This is a genomic window from Vibrio sp. ArtGut-C1, from assembly GCF_002105475.1.
Taxonomy (GTDB): domain Bacteria; phylum Pseudomonadota; class Gammaproteobacteria; order Enterobacterales; family Vibrionaceae; genus Vibrio; species Vibrio diabolicus.
On record NZ_NCTH01000010.1, the window covers coordinates 1 to 21,351 of the forward strand.

Consider the following 21,351-nt stretch of genomic DNA (forward strand, 5'->3'; position numbering starts at 1 on the left):
TTTTTTATGGACATCTGAGTTGTTGATTATTGTGAGTAATCGACTGGATAGTAAAGGTTTTTTTAGTTGTCTACATAGGTTGGATATCTGACGTGTAAGCGAGCTTGCATGACCTTCATGATGTATTCACGGTTATCGTGCATGGTCAGCATAAGTATTTTGCTCTCTGGTCGCTCTTCTTTAATTACCCCAGTCGCTTCAATACCGTTCATTATCGGCATGCTAATGTCCATCAAGATGACATCAGGCTGAAGGTGCTTTGCGACTTCTATCGCTTCCAGCCCATTGCTTGCCGTACCGACCACTTCAATGTCAGGCTCTAACTCCAAGCGAGCCATGAAGCCATCTAAGACCACTTGATGATCATCAACAATCACCACACTAATCGGTTTATCCATAAACTAATTCATCCAAATTAAGCAGCACGGTAATCTCTGTTCCTAAACCAAGCTCACTCATCAGTTCAAACTCACCACCAATGAACTCTACACGCTCTTGCATGTTCCTTAACCCAATCCCTTGTTGGTGCACTGCTTGATTAATCACAAAGCCAACACCGTCGTCACGTATGAGTAATTGCAGCATATTGCCCATTTTTTGCAAAGTAACCGTCACTTTTTTCGCTCTTGCGTGTTTTTCGATGTTGTTCAAAGACTCTTGAGCAACACGATACAAGGTCGTCGCGACTTCCGACGTCAGTTTGTACTGCTGAGTATCAAAATTACTTTCTATATCAATCCCAGAGTGAGAGTGAAAGTCTTGCAGTAAAGTGGTCAGTGCCGCCTCTAAGCCGATATCATCAAGGGCGCTAGGGCGAAGTTGATGAGAAATATGCCTTACTTCATTTATCGCGGTGACCAATGAGCGTTGCGATTTATCTAAGTGGGATTTGAGTTTTTCGTCTTCCAGTCTATGACTCATTAAATCCAAATGACATTTACTAGAAACTAACAACTGGTTGATTCCATCATGCAACTCTCTCGCTAGATGCTTTTTCTCATCCTCTTGAAACATGACGGTTTTATGCGCCAACTCTTTAAGGTTTTTATCAGCAAGACGGTGTTCATGCAGATTGATCGCTAAAGTGAGAACGATAATTACAGCAACGGTCACCGCTAAGATCACGACGACCGAGAAAAAAGTCGTTTCGATATTTTTGTTCACCGCAGCACGCATATTGGCGACTTCTTGACTGACGTCCTCAATATAGAGCCCTGTCCCTATCATCCATTCCCACTTATCGAGCCATGCGGCGTAGCTAAGCTTTGGGACGACCTCACCCGTAGATGGCTTTTGCCACAGGTACTGATGAAATCCACCACCTGATTGAGCTTGATACAACAAAGCTTCGATTAGACGATCGCCATTCTCGTCTTCAAGATAGAGTAAGTTCTCCCCGACTAGCTCTGGGAGAACAGGATGTACAAGGTTGGTACCGTATTTATCGTAAGCGAAAAAGTAGCCGTCTGCTCCGTAGCTTAAACGGTTTAAAATCGCTTTCACGCGTGTTTTAGCAACGCCCTCTTCTAAGGTTGGATCGTTGTAGATATAAGAAATGGAGTCAAAGGCGACGTCGACCGTATCTTTCAACGCCGCCTCTTTTGATTGGATCAGGTTTTGATGAAAGATCTCTACCTCTCTTTTGCCAAGAGTCTTGGTTTGATAGATAGAAATCCAACTGATACTCGCTGACACCAATACCACGGGTATCAATGTCAGCAGAATTAACTTTGCTTTGAGAGGCATCCCTTTCCTCCATGAAACGCTGCTTTACAGCTCACTATCTTAGCAGCACAAATAACTCGACTTCGTCCGCCTAGACATAAATAGCAGCTTAACAACTTGCCTCAAAAGGTAAAAACTCTCAGTTCACAAAATCTCTTTTATTATCGAGTGTTCAACTCATGCCATAAAAGCCAGGGAAGAACAGCAAAGAAGCCAACACGACAATTTGAATCGCGATAAACGGCATCACACCTTTGTAAATATCTCGCGTAGTGACACCTGCAGGTGCGACGCCTTTTAGATAGAACAAACTAAAACCAAATGGCGGTGTTAGGAATGATGTCTGTAAGTTCATTGCGATAAGAATCGCAAACCACGTCATGTTGATACCCATCAACTCAGCGACCGGCGCAATAATTGGCACGATGATAAAGCAGATTTCAACGAAATCGATAAAGAAGCCTAAAACCAGAATCACCACCATGGTAATGATGAGGAAGCCCCACTTTTCTCCAGGCAATTCTAACATCCACTCTTCGACTAGATAATCACCGCCGGTGTAGGTAAATGCCATTGAGAAGGCGGTTGCCCCTAGCAAAATAGCAAAGACCATTGCGGTTACTTTAACGGTTTCTTTCGATGCATCATAAATCATCGACCAACTAAACTGCTTATACAGTAACGACAGAACTATCGCACCAGCGCCGCCCAGAGCCGCTGACTCTGTTGGCGTTGCAATCCCAGCAAAGATGGAGCCCAATACCACAATGATCAGTGCTAGTGGCGGTAAAACGGCTTTCAGCGCGGTGAACACTTCTTGCTTTCGACTAATCGACTCATCGCGCTCTATCGCCTGTGCGGCTTGAGGATTCAACTTCGCATAAATAAGAATGTAGATAACATAGGCGCCGACGAGCGTGATACCGGGCCAGATTGCAGCTTGGAATAAGTCCCCGACCGGAACACCGAGTACATCCCCTAACAAGATCAACACGATAGAAGGCGGGATAATTTGTCCCAAGGTACCAGACGCACAAATAGTCCCGCACGCCAAGCCTTTGTCGTAATTGTATTTAAGCATCACAGGCAGTGAGATCAGCCCCATCGCAACAACCGATGCGCCGACTACGCCCGTTGACGCGGCAAGTAATGCGCCAACTAATACTGTCGAAATAGCAATACCACCACGGACGCCGCCAAACAGACGTCCCATCGACTCAAGCAGTTGCTCTGCAAGCTTCGTCTTCTGAAGTACTAGTCCCATGAAGACAAACAATGGTACGGCCATTAGCACCGTATTTTCCATAATGGATTGAATACGATATGGCATGAAAGCAAACATCTCGATGCCTTCAGCCCAAACACCAAAAATCAGTGCAATACCGCCAAAAGTAAAGGCAACGGGGAATCCCAATAAAAGCGCAAAGAGCGCGACAAAAAACATCACTATACCGATCATAATGACTTCCTTTTACGACTTACCGTTATTACCGGCATAGATAAGATGAGGGTTAACAATCTTGTTGATCGAATGCAGCAGCAGTCCAATGCCACTAACTGCCATAAAGAAAAATGACAGCGGAATCATCGCCTTGATGATCCAACGATATGGCAATCCGCCTGGATCACCAGACGTCTCGCCTAGCGCGTAACTTTCTTTGGCGAAATCGACACCAAACCAAGCCACCAGTAGGCAAAAAGGGAATAAGAAAAATAGCGTGCCTATGATGTCGATGATGGATTGTGCTTTGTAAGATAAGCGTTCATAAAAAATGTCGACGCGAACATGGCCACCAGACTTAATCGCGTAAGGCACACCAAGCAGAAATACGGCGGAGAATAGATGCCATTCCATTTCTTGGAATGCAATGGATACATCGTTGAATACATATCGCATCACAACGTCGTAAACCACATTCACCAACAATAAAATAAACAGGATGCTGGACAACCATCCGAGAAAATCGCTAAAGCGGTTAAATAATCGCTCAATATAAATAAGACTTCTCATTCCGAACTCCGTGGAACGTTTGGATACGCTCCGCTATGGTGCGGAGCATTCATTATGAAGTTTTCTTGGGCTTCGTTCGCAGGCTAAACCTCTCGGCGTCGCCTGCGTCATAACGTTATTGTTGAGCTTGACTGTTTAAGTAAGCTCGGTGTGAAATGTCTGACCAAGGTCGAACTTGATTCATGTAGTTCGCTTGCGACTCTTGAATCTCTTTCGCCAAAGCATCTTTTTCTGCGTGCTCTTTCAACAAACGATCGTTTGCTTCTCGCAACGCAGCCACTACTTCAGGCGGGAAGTCTTTGACTTCAACATTTGGGTATTCAGATTTGATAGATGCCCAGTTTTTGCCACTTTCGTGTTTCGATTGCGTGTACATATCGTAAGCGGCGGTTTTCATTGCTACTTGTAAAATCGCTTTTAGATCATCAGGTAGACGGTTCCAAGTACGCTTATTAACAAGGAACTGAAGCTCAGTTGCTGGCTCATGCCAACCTGTGTAGTAGTATGGCGCGATTTTGTGGAAGCCCATGCGCAAGTCCAATGATGGACCAACCCACTCCAAGGCATCAATTGTGCGACGCTCTAGAGAGGTATATAGTTCACCAGGGGCGATATTCGTTGGTTTTGCACCTAGCTCTGCCAAGATCTCACCAGCAAAACCTGGGATACGCATTTTCAAACCCTGCAAATCCTCGACGGACTTGATCTCTCTCTGGAACCACCCGCCCATCTGAGTATCGGTATTACCGCCAGGGAAAGACATCAAATTATGTGGAGAGTACACCTTCTCCATCAGCTCCATACCACCGCCGTAGTAAAACCACGCATACTGCTCAGTTGGTAACATACCGAAAGGCATAGAAGTGAAGTAAAGTGTGTTTGGAACCTTGCCCTTCCAGTAGTAAGACGCCGAGTGGCCCATGTCGTATTGGCCAGACTTAACCATATCAAACACCCCAAAAGGCGCTTTGTGCTTGTTTGCGGAATCAATACGGATTTGTAGACGCCCGTTGGACATCTCCTCTGCCATTTTTGCCATGTTTTTTGTCGCATCACCAAAAATCGGGAAGTTAGGTCCCCAAGTTTCAGCAAGCTTTAAACGATAGACTTTTTCAGCAGCATTTGCAGAAGTCACAACGAATGTCATCGCGGCAACGACAGCGGTTGTTTTGAGCACTCGTTTTAAAGATTTTTGGATTAGACTCATCGTTCACGTCCTTTATCACCAAGGTTATTGTTGTCATCCATTTCATTAGGATTGGCTGTATTCGGTATAAAAGATGTAACAATGTTGTCGAATGCGAAATGGGCATGAACACGGAAGCGAGTAATTCATCAATAAGACATTAGCCTTAAGTATTACGTATAACTACGTAGGACAGCTGTTATACAACAAGTTTAACCATCATAAAATTAATGAGTTACTTTTCCCTTAACGATGTAAAAAGAAAAATGATACGTACGTACTTCTCTGCCAAAAAATTTACATAGTATTTAAGAAAATGTGACAAAGCACTTATTGGCAGCGTTAAAATCAATACCTAATGGATTACTTTCAATACGAAGATAAAAAAATACCCCGGCATTGGCCGAGGTATTCAATCTAGAACGGTAGCGGTAATTAAACTGCTTTGTAGATAACTTTGTTACCTGCTAACTGCTCTTTTTGAACTAGGTTTTCTTCAAGAAGCTTCTTCAGTGCGCCAGTAGCCCATGATGCCGCTTTAGTATCTTCTTGACCTGCAGCTAGACCAATGCCTTTAGGGTTAATACCTTCAGCATTTGCTACAACGATGTCTAATACTTGTTGTTGCTTAGGAGTAAGGGCAACATCAACTGTTTTCACTGCAGCTACTTTTTTCTCAGCTACTACTTTCTCCGCAACAGCTTTTTCAGCAACAGAAGGTGCTACTGCTTTTTCGGCAACAGGCTTCACTGCTTTAGGTGCTGCAGCTAAGTTTGCTACTGTCGCTTTAATGCGTTTTTGCAGTTTCATCTGCACTTTACGCTTATGAGCAAGTCTCATTGAATATTTCTCCAGTTCACTGCATCTCAGCAGGGATGAAAATTTGAAGCGCGTTTTATACCAAAATTCACAAGCAATTTGTAGGTTTTAGCGGCGAAACGCGATGAAAAATGCGCTCAAAGCATAGAACGTCTACTATTTAATCAGATATTTTATGAACGGATTTATTGAATACTGGGTATAAAAACAGAGGTTTCTTTTATTTCAAATGCAAGTCAATGCACATTTAGTCATCCACGCATTTTTGATCAAGTATTCGATGAGGTTATAAGCATGGAAACGCTGCACCTAACAAATTCACATTTCAAACCCGACTCCCCTATCAACAGAATACTTTTGTTGCTCGTTGCACTGATAACCCTGTTTTTGGTTGTCATTTCTCCGGGATGGAAGCAAGCCATGTTGTCGGTCATTTTGATGTCTGCAATTGTTGGTTTCGCCATCTTGATGATCAAAAAAAGCCAAGTCACTTTTACGCTGACAGCTTCTCACTTCCAACAACATCTTTTTAAAGGCGGATGGGTCGTCCGATGGCGAAATATTGAGTCAATAGGGATTTGTAGCTACCAGCAGGAAGGGTGGCATCAGCCGCTACCTTGGATTGGTATTCGTCTAAAACACTACTCACCTTATTTGGATTCGATCTGCCCTCGTATAGCGACAGAAATTCTCCTTAGCCAACGCGCACTACTTTATTTAGGTGCGAAGCAGAATCAGTGTGAAGAAAAGTTTGAAGATATGGTGCTTGATCCTAAGCCATACATAAACAGCAATGGGATTGAGTATAAAGGCTTACTGGCGATGCTCGCCAACCGTATGAAATATCAAAGAGGATTTTACGGCTACGATCTGTTTATATCAGCCAGTGACCTAGATCGTGAAGCAGAGGATTTTGTGGGACTGACTCGGCGATACTTAGCTGCCGCCGAGCCAGAATAATGCTTAGTACACGCGCTTTTAGTAAAGCGGCATCTCGTCAGCAACGAACGGGTTAGTTTTACGCTCGTGACCGAAAGTCGATTGAGGGCCGTGACCTGGGACAAACGTGACATCATTGCCTAAAGGCCACAATTTCTCTTTGATAGAGCTAATCAAGGTATTGAAATCACCTTGTGGGAAGTCAGTTCGGCCAATGCTACCGTTAAACAATACGTCGCCCACAAACGCCAATCGCGCTTCTTCACTATAAAGAACAACGTGACCAGGGGTATGACCTGGTGTGTGGAATACCTTTAATACTTGATTACCAAACGTGACAGTGTCACCCTCATTTAACCATTGATGCGGTTCAAAGGCTTCAGTCAATGGGAAACCAAACATTTGGCTTTGCCCTTCTAGACCTTGTAGCCAAAAATTATCCGCTTTATGAGGACCAATGATCTCAATACCACCAAGCATTGCAGCCAGCGGCTCTGTTCCGCCAACATGATCTAGGTGACCATGAGTTAGCACCAAGTTGACGATCTCGATGCCAAGCTCTTTAATGAGCATAGCAAGTTGCTTTTCGTCACCGCCTGGGTCAATAACGATGCCTTTCATCGTTTCATCACACCACACGATAGAACAGTTTTGAGAAAAAGATGTCACTGGGACAACTTGGTATTTCATAGCCATAGAAAACCTATTACCAAACAAATTTGCGTTAAAACTGGCGCAACTATGACACTAACCCCATGCGACTTCAAGACCTGCTGAGGCTTGCTATTGACTTACCAAGAACGCACAGCACCTGTATCGATATGGACGAAGTTACTACTTGGATAATACCCAACACCACCAGCTTTCAAGCTAATTGCTGCATCGCGTACAGTAGACAATTTCACTCCATCAAGACGGAAGTCTATGGCCTTACCTTCCATATGAAGACTTTTCTTCGCCACTCCGCTAGCCCCTTTACGCAGGGACGCATTGGTCAAAGGCGAACGGTAACCAGAAATTACAATGACTTCTGCATCTGTACCGATCAGCTTTTGAATCTGGCTGATTTGATCGAACAAGCGTCGATCCATCGGATGAACTTCGTTTCGACGGTGATCACGACAAAACTCATTCAGCTTTTTTAGTTCATCATCAAGATAGCGTCTACCATCGAAATAGCATGTTTCGAGGAGCTCTCCAGTATTAAGGTTGTTCATCGCCAACTCACGTGGCTCGTCAGGGAATGAAGCCCATGAAATCGATGGCAAGGCAGATGCCAATACTACGCCACCAGCGGTCATTTTAAGGAAATCTCGGCGGGAAAAATTACGACTTACCATTTCAAAAAACAATGCTCAACAACTAAACAAGTCGCGGACATTACCCAAACACATTTGTCACGTCAAATGCATAAATCGCTCCACCCTAATTTTAAGATGTGGCGATTAACGCTTAATTATTGAACAAACAGAAGATTCTTAGTTTTGTAAATTTTACTTAAAGATTTCAACTACGGTGATCGTATTTATAGATATCATCTCGGTAGTAAAGTGTTCCCTCTTCTAGCCATGCGGTTTGATAAATAATGTGCACTTGGATGCGTTCTCCTAAAGGGACCGACGTGTTAGAGCGACGCGTACTTTCCCGTTTTTTCGCTAGGCGTTCTTCTAATCCCTGAGTTTTGAATAAGAGCTCCGCCAGTTGGTCGGCATGTTCAACGCGGACACACCCGGAACTGAATGCGCGTCTATCTCGTTCGAACAAGTTTTTACTTGGCGTATCATGCAAATAGATAGCTTGGGGGTTTGGCATATTAAACTTATACAATCCCAATGCATTGTGTAAGCCCGATGCCTGTCGCATACGATAAGGAAATGTTCTCGGATTCACCGTCGCCCAATTGATGGTTGTAGGGTCAATAATTTCGTTTGAAGTCCAAGACCGGATGATTTGAATATTGTGGTTAATCAAATACATCGGATTACGTTTCACTTTAGGAATGATGTCTTTCACCATTATGGTCCATGGCACATTCCATGTGGGGTTGAGAATGACGGAGTCAAGAGTCCCCGACATGATTGGTGTTTTTCTTGAGGCTCTGCCAACCACAACTTTAGACTCGAACAACGGTTGACCATCGTGCCAATACGTTACTTCGTATCCAGGTACATTTACAAAGACAACATTATCTCTGTCTTTGGACCAAATCCTTGAACGTTCTGAGTTCAGCGCCAATAGATGCAATCGTTCTTGAGGAGAAAAGTTGATCCATCGAATGGTATTCGGGCCAATCACCCCGTCCTCTTTCAAGCCATGAATACGCTGAAACTCTTTCACCGCTAACTCTAATTCTTCATCATACTGTTGGGTCGTGATATCTAAATACGATACATCCACACCAACCACTTCCATACGCTCAATCAGAAGCGGTTTATTTTCTAATTGGTCACCAACACGGGCGAGGCCCGTTTGTTCATAGAGTGGGTATTGATACTGAGCATGCTCGGATAAAGAGGAGTAAGCGGAATAAAAAGCTTCGTCCGTTTGTAAAGGAGAACGAAGACTTGCTAAGAATTGACCAAGTTTGCCAACCGTAATTTCGTTACTCAGTACGGACAAAGTATCGATGCTAGGAGCAGGTAAAATCACGTGGGCTTTGTTAGCAAATAACCAATTGATACCTTCTTCAGGGAGCTGCTCGAGATAGCTGAGATACATCAACAGTGAATCTGTCATCACCAAATCAAAGTCGAGGTTATCTCCCTGCCATCGAACTTGGTTTATACGATGGAGTTGATTCTCGAATTCGTCCGTGACGCCAGCAAGAGCAAGCAAGTTTACTTGAAAAAGAAACTGCTCAATATCGCTTTCATTTTCCCAGTTCAAACGGTAATTGGTACTTTGATAAAGCTGGTCAATCACCTCTGGATAATGGATCATTTTTTCGACAGACAGCTTTTGTACCGCTCCCTCTTGCTCTGTTTGTGCAGAAGCTTCGAGAGAAACGACGGTAGAAAAGCTGAAAAACGGCACCATAAGTGCCGTCATGATTAAAACCCTAGCAAACACTGAAACGATCCTTGCGCTACTTGCCATAATGAAAAGTATGGCAAATATCTCACAGCTTGCAGGTTTAAAATTAAGAATCTGATGTCGAAATTAACATCAAGTTTCTTTATCTATTTGGGTTCAAACAATCTTTGACCAATGGTTATCCCATTGAACACCACTAAAAGAAGCGCTTTTATGTGTTGTTGGCCTTTGCTCAACCACTTTGCCAGCACCAGAGCTGACCCTGAATTCCTTTCCATACGTCACCACTCCCGATGCATCTGGCAAAGCACTTAACTCAACCAACTTCCCTGTAGCTTTGGACCATATCCCATAACAACTGCCCGGAGGAGAAGTCGCAAGGATCCATTCATCCGTCGCCGCGATACTCGCGACATAGTGATTAAATCTCGCCCACTCTTCGGGTTCCGCATGCAAAGATTGCATCACGCCTCCACGAGTGTGCATCGCAAGTAAAGCTGGGTATTCATCCGGCTCTCCACGATATTGCTGACCACACAGTACCGTCTCTGCACCATCATGCGCTAAATGACGGATGCTCAACTTATGATCTGGTAAAGAGACTTGATCCAACAGCTCACCTTCTTGTGAAAGGTAACTCAGGCTTGGTCTCATGCTATCAAGATTGAGCGGTTCACGCCCGTTGGTGTGTACGCCACCGACGCCAATCGCTAATGCGCCATCAGGCATCATGATCACTTCATGAGGACCTAGACCAAAACCCGTTAACTCATCGATTTTTTGATATTGCTTCTGCACATCATAAACACCAATGATCCCACGGCTTGTGCCCCTTTCCCCTTCTGTAGCAAATAGCAACGTGCCATCATGGGAGTAAACACCATGACCATAGAAATGGCGATCCGGTTTTGCTAGCTGCAGCTTGATCATCTGCTCAGAGCGATAATCAAACACCATGAAGAAAGTTCCTGGTCGACGACCAAAGACCACAGCGTGACCTTGTGGGTTGGTCGCCACACCATGACCACGCTCAGGAATCGGCAACGAAGATAGCGGCATACCATGCTCATCGGCCACTACCGCTGCGTATTTATCTCGGCCGATGATTGAGCAGCCAATCAACGCTGGTTGACGTGAACGTGTTGAAGCACAACCAAATGGCATCATAGGTGCGGCCGCGCCAAAGAGTGCGGCTTTCAGTAAGGTTCGGCGGGTTTGATCAGTCACCATCGGTTGCATTAAATCCTATAACCACGCCAAGCTCGATCGCCACCTCTTCATGGATCAAGTACTTCAATTGCTCTAGCTTATTATATTGAGCGAGTACCATGCGGTAGCCTTCTTTACTTTGTAAAGCCGTGAACAAACTCTTATCTTCCGGCCATGTTTCCAACGCCATTTCAAACTGGTGAACAACACGGTCTGCGAGACCTGCATGGCCTTGCTCTCTTAGTAGAGTATCTAGACCATTACCGTTGGCAAGATACAGCGCTTCCATTGCTTCAAGGTTTGCTTTTAAGTTTGAAAGCGACGTCTCTGAACGCCAAGATTCAGAAAAGTAAGGACGAGGCTGACCAATTTTAGCTAACGGTCTGCTCAGCTTTTTCATGCTGTAGTCAAGCTGATTAGAGAGCAGCGAAATGTACTCGGATTTCCATTCCGTCATCTCTAACGACTTCCAAGGATTTTGTGCCCAAGAATCTGCGATGATCTGCGCTTTGTTCTCTAGGTTTTCAGCAATTGCAACACCTGTCGCACAGGTATTGCTGTTGCTAGATAAGGTCGACGCTTTATCGTAAAGCAGCCATTCTAGTGCACCTAGGCCTTGCACAGTAACACTTTGCGTGGAGATCTTTTCCGCACTCCAAACTTGGTCAGATTTCGTCAGCACAGACATTTTTCGGCCGGTGGTGTTCTTTTTATCTGGCCAAAACTGGACATTCCAACTTTGCTCCAACGCCGTAGCAGGGCCACGCTCTTGACCTTGTAATGCCATCCACGTCAGCATAGTTTGGTGCCATTGCTGTTTTACTTGCGCATCATCTTTCGTCTCTGATGTGCAGTAATCCGCGAAGCTTTGTTCAAGTTCTGTGGTTTGCGCTAAAAACGTCTGCGCAGATTGAAACTCAACTTCGTAGACCGCTTGAGAAATATGACTTGTACTCTCAGGCTTGGCAGAGCTCGAACCGACTGTCGATTGGCAACCAACCAAACTTAACGTTGCGGCAATCGCACTCACTAACAGTGTTTTTTTCATGGTTGCTTCCTTATAAAGAATTCAGAAACGCAATCAATGCGTCACGTTCTTTTTTATTCAGTGCTAAGACGTTTTGTTTCGCCGTTTCCGCTTCACCGCCGTGCCACAGTACCGCTTCCATCAGATTACGGGCGCGGCCATCATGTAAGAAGTAAGTATGCCCGTTTACTTCTTCGGTATAACCAATGCCCCATAGGGGTGCCGTTCGCCATTCACGGCCGTTTGCTAAGTACTCAGGACGGTTATCGGCTAAACCTTCACCCATATCGTGCAGAAGCATGTCTGTATATGGATGGATAAGCTGCTCAGAAAGCGCTGGTAACTCTGGTCGCTTCGCCGTTTTGACACTGGTCTTATGGCAGCTTTCACAGCCAGCTGCAGCAAAGATTTTCTGACCGAGTTTCACGCTAGGATCGTTAATATTTCGGCGAATAGGTACGGCTAAGTGCTGGCTGTAAAACTCAACGAAGTCGAGAATATTTTCACTCACTTCTGGTTTGCCGCCATTTGGCATGTCGTCACAAATACTTTGTTTCGAGGTACAGTTTTCATTGGGGAATAAATGGCTCGTCAGACCCACATCACCATTGAATGCTGCTGCATTTTGCTGCATTAACGTCGGTTGCCCGGCTTTCCAGCCAAAACGACCAATCGAGAAGTCGTCCTTCTCAATATCCCAAACCTTGTTTACTTTACCTGAGATACCGTCTTTATTTGCATCTTGTGCATCAGCCCATGCAAGTAGCGTTTCGTCAGGAATACTCTCTAACAAACCAAGGCCGATCATTGGCGGTGCAACACGCGCTGAAAATTCTGTATCAGGGTGCATATCGCCGTAACCTAGATCGGTAATATTCAAATGAGGTTTTCTTAGTGTCACCGTCGCGCCGTCTTTAAACTTCACTGGCACATCGGTGTACGTGATTTCGATTTTTCCTTCTGGCGTTTGATCTTGCAGGGCAAAGTCTTGGAGCTGGCCGCCATAAGTCGGCTCAGGTATAACGCCGTCTATGATGTACGCTGTTTTTTGTTCTGACGTCATCGCAGGGATGCTCAAACGCACTAACATGGACACCGCATGCAAATCATTTTGCTCTGGAGGATGACCACGACCATCTTTGATGTGGCAGTTTTGACAACCATTTGTATTGAAAAGAGGTCCCAAACCATCTCTGGCATCGGTAGACGCTGGCGCTTGTACCCAAGGGTTGCGGAAAAAACTATTGCCCACGCTAAAATCAAGACGTTTACTCATAGGAAGGTTCGCGGCAGGAAGAGAATACGCGTTGGCGCCTTCTTTTTTGACGCTCGTTTGTCCACCAGATTTCACATCATACGCGATAGCAGTAGAAGAAAAGATCACGGCCAAGGCCGAAATTAAGTAAGGCTTCATATCATTGCTCTAAAACACAACAAGAGGGGTGGGATAACAGCGAGTTAAAACGGTAAAGGGCTCAAACGAGCCCTTTCAATTATTTTTTGTACTTTGATTAAAACTCGTGGTCAGCAGTATCAGGGCTTAGGCTATCAATGCCAATGATACCCGCAGCACGCTCAATTGAACCGGTTTGAGCAACCAATGACATGATGGTGTCATTCACTAACGTGTTGCCTTGTGCATTACCCGCTGCAATTAACTGGTCGAAGTGTTGGTTGTTCTTCTCCGCAGACGTAACCAATTTACCAACTTGATTACGCGTAACATCAAACTGCTTCTGGATCTCTTTAGCTGCTTGTTTGTCTTTTTGAGCCACTAGGTCAGCAATACTCGGACCAGAAAGTAATGTGCCGTCTTCACGCTTGTAAAGACCTGTGTAAACGTTATAGATGCCCTGCTCGTTGTAGTAATGAGAGTTGTGCGTATTGTCTGAGAAACAATCGTGCTCATCTTCTGTCGAGTTTGCTTCCAACGCCACCTTCATGCGCTCACCAGCAAGCTCACCTAAAGACAATGAACCCATACCGAACAACATTTTACGTAGGCCATTATCCGCAGAATCATTAAGAAGCGTTTCACGGTAGTTGCCTTTCACTTCCGCAGACCACTGTTTTTCCATCCACTCAAGATCTTGAACCAGTAGATCGGCTGCCGCTTTTAAGTACTCACCACGACGGTCACAGTGACCATTCGTACACTCAGGACCGACAACGAAGTCTGTGTAAGCGCGCTGACCTGCGCCTGCGTTTGTGCCGTTTAGGTCTTGACCCCAAAGTAAGAATTCAATCGCGTGGTAACCTGACGCAACGTTTGCCTCAGAACCACCTACTTCGTTGAGATCCGCTAGCAATTCTGGAGTAATTTTTGCAACGTCTAGTTTAGAAGCACCAATCTGTAAACTGGTGTTTGCGATGATGTTTGCAGCTGCGCCTTCGTTACCGAGTTCATATTGGTAATCTGTCGCCACGTAGTCAATTAGGCCTTCATCAAGTGGCCATGCATTTAACTGCCCTTCCCAGTCATCAACAATCGCGTTACCAAAACGGAATACTTCAGATTGTTGGTACGGAACGCGAGAGTCTAGCCACGCTTGTTTTACTTCTTCAAGCTTATCCGCTGATGGCGATTTTAGGAATTCGTCGATTTTTACGTCGAGCGTTTTCGCCGTTGTCACTGAGTCAGCAAAGACTGCATGTGCAACGTCTGCATAATGTTCAACGACTTGTTGTTTCGTTACTTGGGCAGCAACGGTAGAACCACTGGCAATGAGGAGTGATGCAGCAATAGATTGGACTAAAACTGTTTTTGCATTCATCTGAAGCATCCTTGTTGAGCAATTTATTTGTTTTATTCGTAGTGCTAATTATTCTTATTTGCACTATTAGTCACGAGATAATACAAATTTACAATTTATTTTCAACTCTAGATACAAAAAAAGCCTCATCATTGTGAGGCTTTTAACATGCAAAACTGATAATTTAATAAATAAAATCAGAATTTTAGATTGTGCTTACCATGAGAAACTTTTGCTTTTAGGTAGCTTTCATTACCATCTTTAATATGTGCAGAGGTATTGACAACCTCAACAATCTCGATGCCGTATTCTGCTAATTCACGGATTTTCTTAGGGTTGTTGGTCACAAGGCGAATTTTACTTACACCTAATGCTTCGAGCATTTGCGCTGCTTCAGTGAAATCACGAAGGTCATCGTCAAAGCCCAAATGGTTGTTTGCTTCATAGGTATTCATACCTTGGCTTTGCAAACGGTACGCATCAATCTTGTTGTATAGACCAATACCACGACCTTCCTGACGTAGGTACAAAATAATACCGCCAGATTCGCCCATGCGTTGAATGGTTTCTTCTAATTGCTCGCCGCAATCACAACGGGATGAGTGAAAAACATCACCAGTAAGACATTCTGAATGCATACGCACCAAAGGCGTTTCTTGCGTTTGATCCGCTTGCCTAAAGATAACTGCTACATGCTCTTTATCTGTCTTCAGGCCACGAAAAGACAGGATTTCAGCATCGATATTACTTTTAGCCCCGACTTTAAAATCTACTCTGGCACGTACTTCCGCCATATCTATACTCACTCGATTTATTGCTTGATGCGCTTGATGCGTTTTCGTTATTGCATTCATGGGATTCACTCATTGCTCTTCAACTATGGGGATTGATACCGCATTTTTCAATATAGAGATCACAATTGAGAGCAGTTATCCCCTAAAGACAGCCAAAGAGAACAACTCCCCGCGCTGACGAATTGTTATAGTATAACAATTTTGAAAAACTACAATAAAAAACCCCAGACAAATTTTGTCTGGGGTTGATAATGAGTTGTATGTAGGGGTGATGATTTAATGTGTTTGGCTACGTTTCCAAACCGTAAGCTCTATCCATACCGCTTCGAGTTCTTGAATTTCTTCTTCGGTTAATACGGCAAGAGACGATGTAACTTGAGGCAGTTTCGAGGTTTGCAATGCACGAATCTGCGAATAAAAGTCTTTTTTTAACTGTAATATAACTGAATCCACTGCGTGCACCTACTTAGTTCTTTTATTACTCCTCCAGCTCAAATCGTTGATTTTCTTTATACTGGAATCTTCATAAATTCGGAAAAATGATAACATTCTGTTTGTTATCTGCACGATTTATTTCCCATAGTGGAATAGTGGTCACATTATTGACGCTTTATCATTTTGATCGAAAATAGGATAAAAAAGATCAAAAGTAATAGAGGAAAGATCCACAACGCTGCTGTCGAATAATTAAATGGTGGCTGATACAAAACGATATTCCCATATCTCTGAACCAAATAATCTTTTACCTCTTGATCCGTACTTCCTTCGTTTACCATCGAGTACACTTTCAATCTTAAATCTTTAGCGGCTTGTGCATTAGATTCAACAAGGTTTTGGTTTTGACATTGTGGGCATCGTAAAGCCTTAGCTAATGCATTTGCTCTTTGTTGCAGTTCAACGGAATGAAATTCAAACAGATCAACATGCTGCGTAATTTGCTCTGCTTTGACCCAAGAAGAACACAAAGAAAACAAAACAATAATGAAGTAAGCATATTTAAAGTGAGACATTAAAATACCCCGAAAATAACGAGTTCCATTTGTCTATTGTTAACTTACCTCTATATTTGATCAAAACATTGCCATTTTGATCAATTAAGTAAGTTTCAGGTGTTCCTATTACACCAAGTTCAACCGCCAGTTGCCCATTAGGATCGGATATAACTTCGGTATATGGATTGTGTGAAGAGCTCAAATAGCGTTTAGCCGCGCTCTCTTTATCTCGATAGTTAAGACCAACGATGGGCACATCTTGTCGAGCTAAGTTGAGCAAATCATCATGTTCTTGTTTACAAACCCCACACCAAGACGCCCAAACATTCAATAGCACATAACCTTGATTTTCTAGTACTGCATCAGTAATTCGATTGCCTGAAATAAGTGAGTAAGCGGTAAAATCCGGGATAGATAACACACGATTTTGTTGTATCTCCACGTTTGGTCTATCGGACAATGCCATTGTCGCGGTGACAACAAAAATCGCAACTAACAATATGAGAACGATCAGTTTAAGCGTATTTTTCGATCTCATTACCTTTTCCCCTTCGATTCGTCATACTCCCCAAAGCACTTATTACGATTAAAGCGCCACCAAACCATATCCACCAGATACCCGCCCGATATTGCACTTTAATTGCGTAGGCGCTGTTGTCGAGCTTGTCACCCAAAGTGATGTAGTAGTCTCCATGCCATAGTGATCGAATAGCGGGCTCGGTCATATTCATCACGCGCACAGGGTAATGCCGTTTCTCGGGTTGAAAGTTCAGCGCCTTACCGCTCTCCAAATAAAGATCAACACTCCCCTGTTCTGCGGTGTAGTTCGGCCCAACTAACCATTCAATCCCGTGGTAATCAACGGTGATACCCGCTTTTTGATACGAGCTACCAGGCCCTGCCCGTAAGTTGTATTCATACGAATAGTCACTATTAAATACTGCCCCGCTTGCAGCCAACGCAAAGCCAACATGAGCAAGAAACATAGGCATTAATTTGCTCTTGTTTTCTGCACAAAACAGCAATAGCACATGAGAAACCACTACCCACGTCGCTAATACCAGAGTAATCAAAGTCGTTATATGAAGCTCTTTAGTAGCAAAAACGAAAATAGCGCTAACCGCAATAACATGAATACCGACAAACCCAATGGTTTTAACGGCATGAGGACTGGCTCCTTTCGTCCACTTCAACACGGGCATAAAGGCGAGAAAGGTCAGAGCAAGTAATGTAAGGGGAAAAACGAGGCTGTTAAAGTAAGGTGCCCCAACGGATATATTACCCAAGCCAAGCAGTTGATAAAGCATTGGGTAAAAGGTACCGAGGAAAACAATCGCCATACAAACAACGAGAAGTCCAATAGCGATGTATACCATGTAGGCACGACTTATTAACGAATCGAGCGTAAAACGAGGAATATGTAGCCCTCGCATAATGAGCACACCAAAGGTGACAATCACCAAAATGCTGAGAACAGCAAGAAGTACTACACCTTTGGTTGGATCAACCGCAAACGCGTGTACTGAGGTTAATACACCCGATCTCACCACAAATGTGCCGAGAATACTCAAACTGAACGTCGCAAAAGCCAATGCGTAGGTGCTCCAAATTGCTCCTTTATTACGCTTCGACAACACACCGCTATGCAGTAGTGCGGTACCCATTAACCAAGGCAGCAAAGACGCGTTTTCTACCGGGTCCCAAAACCACCACCCGCCCCAACCTAACTCATTGTATGCCCACCAAGAACCGATCAAAATTCCAATTGTTAGCGTACCCCAAGCAAAGAAAGCGGCACTACGGGCAACACCATACCATTCATTTATAGGTCGTTTCGCTAATAACGCAGCTAAGGCGAACGCCAGTATCGCGGCATAACCAACGTAACCCAAATACAACAGCGGTGGATGAATAATAAGCCCGATATCTTGCAACATCGGATTGAGATCTCGTCCCTCCAACGCTAGTGTCTGAGCATACTCAAAAGGATTGGACGTGGTGAGGGTAAACCAAGCGAAAATAGCAATAAGTAAGTTCATGATACCCAAGCAATCGCCTGTATATTGAGTGCAAACTGGCGACTTGATAGCAATAAAAGACGCCCATAAGCTCAACGTAACCACCCAAAACAACATAGACCCTTGATGGCCGCCCCAAGCAGCTGCAATCTTAAACGCGATAGGTAACTGGCTGTTCGAGTGTGTAACCACATACTCAAGCGCAAAATTATCCTGAATAAAACAGACTATCAAAAGCGCCAAACAAACTAAGGAGGCTAAGCTGATAATATGAGACGTTGCGGTTTGGTGTGGCAACACTCCCTTCTTCCGCAGCGTAAAGCAAACCCAATGCAGCAGCGTCGCACATGTCGATGCGACAGCCACCAATATCAACAAAAAGAAACCGAGCTCAGCCTCCATTTTGCCTCCTTACACGATGGTCATTTGACCGGCATAGAGAATGAAAGTACGCAGCATGAGTACGCCAACCAAACTCAACGTTGTGACCGCAAAAACGTAACTTCCCCTATGACGAACTTCAGAAGGCGTCAACCAATTAAGAGTCAAAGGCGTTATCATGCCGATGAGCACCACCCCAACCCAGAACCACTGAGCCCAGAATCCACTCGAAATGGCATTCCAAGCCGCGGCTTCATTTTGCCCACCACTAAAGATAAGCCCAGTAAAGAAGGTCACTAGGACAAACAGCTCAAACAGTACGACCGGACGCTCAAACCCGTGCACCCACGATACGCTAGGGCTGCTGGTCGACTCTTCAAACACCAAGATGCCGAACATCAAACATGCTGCTGCGCCAGATGACAAACTAGAGAATAGGAATAAGATTGGCAGTACTGGATTGTTTAGCATTGGGTAAGTCTTCAATGCAGACAATAAAAAGCCGGTGTATGCCGCAAGCACGATGGCTAAGAAGCCCAAGAATAATTCAATTGCGTTGTTGGCTTTCCCCGCCTTAATCAAAATGCCATCAGCAAAATCCAGCAGTTTGCTTGGTAACTTCCCTTCACAAAAGCTGATGATTTGATGGCGGAAGATAACGCCGATCCAAACAAACAGCACTAGCATGTACACTTGGAACAAGATCACGCCCATCGACATTACCGACGTTGGGTTGTAGTAGATCATGATCTTCCAAAACTCTAAAGGCTTGGTTAAATGGAAAATCAAAATTACCAACCCAGCAATGATGCCAAATGGTGCGAGCCAAGCCATCGCTTTCATGATGCCGTTGTTTGCGGGATCACCTTCAATCACTTTGCGTTTTAAATAGATAGAAATCATCACCGCACCTGCTGACATCCCTGCGAGGAATAAGTAAATCGCAATAATCCAATCCCAGACTAACGAGTCAAAGTGGAATGCACTTTCGAAGCCGTTCATGATGACACCTCCCCTTTGCTATGCGGAATTTTGTACAGTTTAGGCTTCGTACCTAAATGCGATTTATCGCGATAGACAACATGGCTTTCAATGGCTTTGCTCACCTCACTAGTTGGGTCATTCAAATCACCAAAAATGAGAGCTTTTGTTGGGCAAGATTCCACGCAAGCTGGCTGCTTACCTTGTGCTAGATTGGTATCACGGCAGAAGTTACATTTATCCGCAGAGTGATCGACTGGATTAAAGAAACGCACTTGGTAAGGGCAAGCCGCTAAGCAATAACCACATCCGACACATTTCTCTTTGTGTACATCCACAATGCCCGTCGCTTCATCTTTGTATGCTGCGCCTGTTGGGCATACGTACACACATGGTGGGTTATCGCAATGCTGACAGGATTCGCGAGTAAACTGGTATTCCACATCTGGGAATTCGCCAATCGGTTCACTGCGATGAATTTTAAGTCGCGTCACGCCTTCAGGGACTTTATTTACTTCGCGACAAGCATCGGTACAAGCGGTACAGCCAATGCAGGCATTTTCATCATGAACCATACCCATGCGCTTCGCTTGTTCACTGTTGCTGGCATAAAGAGAGGAGCTAACAACGGAAGTGCCTGCAACGCCTGTAGTTAAAATCAACGCGCCGCTACCGGCTAGAAAGTTTCTTCTCGAACATTTCATGCTATCTCTCCTCTTCTTTGGCAAGTTCAGGTTCGACGGCAAATTCAGAGTGACAATCCACACACTGCTTGATCAGTTGTTTTCTGTCGTACGACAACGCTTTGGTTTTCGCTGCGTGTACATCGTGGCAATTTGAACAAGTGAGGTTTTTGGCGTGCACATCGTGCGTCCAGTGGCTTTCTCTCAGTTGTGTCGGTGCATGGCAATCCGCACATTGGCTGTTGGCTTTAAGAATCATGCTTGGATCAAGGAACACTTTGTCGTGTACCTCTTTCGATTGCGCGGCAGAAAACTTAATCACATCAGGTGCCCCTTCACGATGGTCGGGACCAATGTTGCTATGGCAGTTAGTGCAATTGAGCTGCTTACCTTGACTCAATAACGCTTGCGAATCATGCGATAGATTCAGAGTATCTTTACCATCCTTATGACATTGAAGACATTTATAGTCTCGGTCACGGATCAACTCGACTTGATGACGCTCAGCTTGAGCACCTTCAACTGGCTCTGAAGAAGTCGCATGGGCGGCGATGAAAAAACCATAGATGGCAAAGATGAAGAGAAATTTCAGCATTGTCTCTATGGTCAATTTTATATTGCCCATATTTTTCTTTCCTTAGCTCGATAATAATTGATAACTGTTATCAACTATTATTTGAGCAACAATTAATTTCCTCTGAAGATATTTTTACACCTTCAAATGACATCAATTCTTATTTTGGAAAGCCACAACGCTAAACCTGTATTTATAATACCTCTATAATTCCTAAGAGGTAGAA

21 protein-coding genes and 1 pseudogene are annotated in these 21,351 nt (G+C 44.3%); 1 reads left to right on the forward strand and 21 read right to left on the reverse strand.

Annotated elements, in window-relative coordinates; genetic code table 11:
- Positions 1–101: 101 nt before the first annotated feature.
- The 6 genes and pseudogenes from B7360_RS10725 to B7360_RS10750 form a co-directional block, all read right to left on the reverse strand.
- Positions 102–398: pseudogene (locus tag B7360_RS10725) on the reverse strand (response regulator transcription factor); the annotation flags it as partial.
- Entirely contained in the window at positions 391–1,746 is a 1,356-nt protein-coding gene (locus B7360_RS10730) for a cache domain-containing protein (protein WP_085343477.1), read from the reverse strand. The gene B7360_RS10730 and the pseudogene B7360_RS10725, both read right to left, overlap by 8 nt.
- Before the next feature lie 151 nt (positions 1,747–1,897).
- A complete protein-coding gene (locus B7360_RS10735) occupies positions 1,898–3,184 on the reverse strand; it encodes a TRAP transporter large permease subunit (protein WP_085343478.1) in 1,287 nt (428 codons plus the stop codon).
- A gap of 12 nt (positions 3,185–3,196) precedes the next feature.
- Entirely contained in the window at positions 3,197–3,736 is a 540-nt protein-coding gene (locus tag B7360_RS10740; protein WP_047009966.1) for a TRAP transporter small permease subunit, read from the reverse strand.
- 115 nt (positions 3,737–3,851) lie between these two features.
- On the reverse strand, positions 3,852–4,943 hold the full coding sequence (locus B7360_RS10745; RefSeq protein WP_085343479.1) for a TRAP transporter substrate-binding protein: 1,092 nt from the start codon (positions 4,941–4,943) through the stop codon (positions 3,852–3,854).
- A gap of 414 nt (positions 4,944–5,357) precedes the next feature.
- Positions 5,358–5,762, reverse strand: coding sequence for a hypothetical protein (locus B7360_RS10750; RefSeq protein WP_005394736.1), 405 nt, complete (start codon positions 5,760–5,762; stop codon positions 5,358–5,360).
- Between the two features lie 273 nt (positions 5,763–6,035).
- On the opposite strand from B7360_RS10750, the gene B7360_RS10755 reads away from it, so the two are divergent.
- Positions 6,036–6,701 carry a DUF2982 domain-containing protein gene (locus tag B7360_RS10755; RefSeq protein ID WP_012841641.1) on the forward strand — a complete coding sequence of 222 codons (666 nt, stop codon included), beginning with the start codon at positions 6,036–6,038 and terminating at the stop codon, positions 6,699–6,701.
- An 18-nt stretch (positions 6,702–6,719) separates the two neighbouring features.
- Here the strand turns inward: B7360_RS10755 and B7360_RS10760 are convergent, their stop codons facing one another.
- From B7360_RS10760 to nrfB, 15 genes are all read right to left on the reverse strand, one after another.
- Positions 6,720–7,376: an MBL fold metallo-hydrolase gene (locus B7360_RS10760; protein ID WP_006743374.1), complete on the reverse strand. Its 657-nt coding sequence runs from the start codon at positions 7,374–7,376 to the stop codon at positions 6,720–6,722.
- 95 nt (positions 7,377–7,471) lie between these two features.
- Positions 7,472–8,020, reverse strand: a complete 549-nt coding sequence (locus tag B7360_RS10765) for a DUF882 domain-containing protein (protein ID WP_048625700.1) — start codon at positions 8,018–8,020, stop codon at positions 7,472–7,474.
- Positions 8,021–8,186: 166 nt separating this feature from the next.
- Complete coding sequence (locus B7360_RS10770) at positions 8,187–9,728, reverse strand: murein L,D-transpeptidase (protein WP_173669999.1); 1,542 nt, start codon at positions 9,726–9,728, stop codon at positions 8,187–8,189.
- Positions 9,729–9,869: 141 nt separating this feature from the next.
- Positions 9,870–10,952, reverse strand: coding sequence for a DUF1513 domain-containing protein (locus tag B7360_RS10775; protein ID WP_085343481.1), 1,083 nt, complete (start codon positions 10,950–10,952; stop codon positions 9,870–9,872).
- Positions 10,933–11,970, reverse strand: a complete 1,038-nt coding sequence (locus B7360_RS10780) for an imelysin family protein (RefSeq protein ID WP_085343482.1) — start codon at positions 11,968–11,970, stop codon at positions 10,933–10,935. The genes B7360_RS10775 and B7360_RS10780 overlap by 20 nt, the downstream gene beginning before the upstream one ends.
- Before the next feature lie 10 nt (positions 11,971–11,980).
- Positions 11,981–13,363, reverse strand: coding sequence for a di-heme oxidoredictase family protein (locus B7360_RS10785; protein WP_085343483.1), 1,383 nt, complete (start codon positions 13,361–13,363; stop codon positions 11,981–11,983).
- 97 nt (positions 13,364–13,460) lie between these two features.
- Positions 13,461–14,723 (reverse strand): imelysin family protein, encoded by a 1,263-nt coding sequence (locus B7360_RS10790; protein WP_005394757.1) that lies wholly within the window; start codon positions 14,721–14,723, stop codon positions 13,461–13,463.
- A gap of 176 nt (positions 14,724–14,899) precedes the next feature.
- A complete protein-coding gene (gene ribA / locus B7360_RS10795) occupies positions 14,900–15,556 on the reverse strand; it encodes a GTP cyclohydrolase II (RefSeq protein WP_005394759.1) in 657 nt (218 codons plus the stop codon).
- 216 nt (positions 15,557–15,772) lie between these two features.
- The gene (locus tag B7360_RS10800; RefSeq protein ID WP_005394761.1) at positions 15,773–15,949 is read right to left on the reverse strand and encodes a hypothetical protein; all 177 of its coding nucleotides are present in this window, start codon (positions 15,947–15,949) and stop codon (positions 15,773–15,775) included.
- 146 nt (positions 15,950–16,095) lie between these two features.
- Positions 16,096–16,506, reverse strand: a complete 411-nt coding sequence (gene nrfF / locus B7360_RS10805; RefSeq protein ID WP_005394762.1) for a heme lyase NrfEFG subunit NrfF — start codon at positions 16,504–16,506, stop codon at positions 16,096–16,098.
- Positions 16,493–17,026 (reverse strand): DsbE family thiol:disulfide interchange protein, encoded by a 534-nt coding sequence (locus tag B7360_RS10810; RefSeq protein WP_085343484.1) that lies wholly within the window; start codon positions 17,024–17,026, stop codon positions 16,493–16,495. The genes nrfF and B7360_RS10810 overlap by 14 nt, the downstream gene beginning before the upstream one ends.
- Complete coding sequence (locus tag B7360_RS10815) at positions 17,004–18,908, reverse strand: heme lyase CcmF/NrfE family subunit (RefSeq protein ID WP_085343485.1); 1,905 nt, start codon at positions 18,906–18,908, stop codon at positions 17,004–17,006. Before B7360_RS10815 ends, B7360_RS10810 begins: the two co-directional genes overlap by 23 nt.
- A 9-nt stretch (positions 18,909–18,917) precedes the next feature.
- On the reverse strand, positions 18,918–19,889 hold the full coding sequence (gene nrfD / locus B7360_RS10820; protein ID WP_085343486.1) for a cytochrome c nitrite reductase subunit NrfD: 972 nt from the start codon (positions 19,887–19,889) through the stop codon (positions 18,918–18,920).
- Positions 19,886–20,572, reverse strand: a complete 687-nt coding sequence (nrfC, locus tag B7360_RS10825; protein WP_085343487.1) for a cytochrome c nitrite reductase Fe-S protein — start codon at positions 20,570–20,572, stop codon at positions 19,886–19,888. The genes nrfD and nrfC overlap by 4 nt, the downstream gene beginning before the upstream one ends.
- Position 20,573: 1 nt before the next feature.
- On the reverse strand, positions 20,574–21,176 hold the full coding sequence (gene nrfB / locus B7360_RS10830; protein ID WP_085343488.1) for a cytochrome c nitrite reductase pentaheme subunit: 603 nt from the start codon (positions 21,174–21,176) through the stop codon (positions 20,574–20,576).
- Positions 21,177–21,351 lie beyond the last annotated feature (175 nt).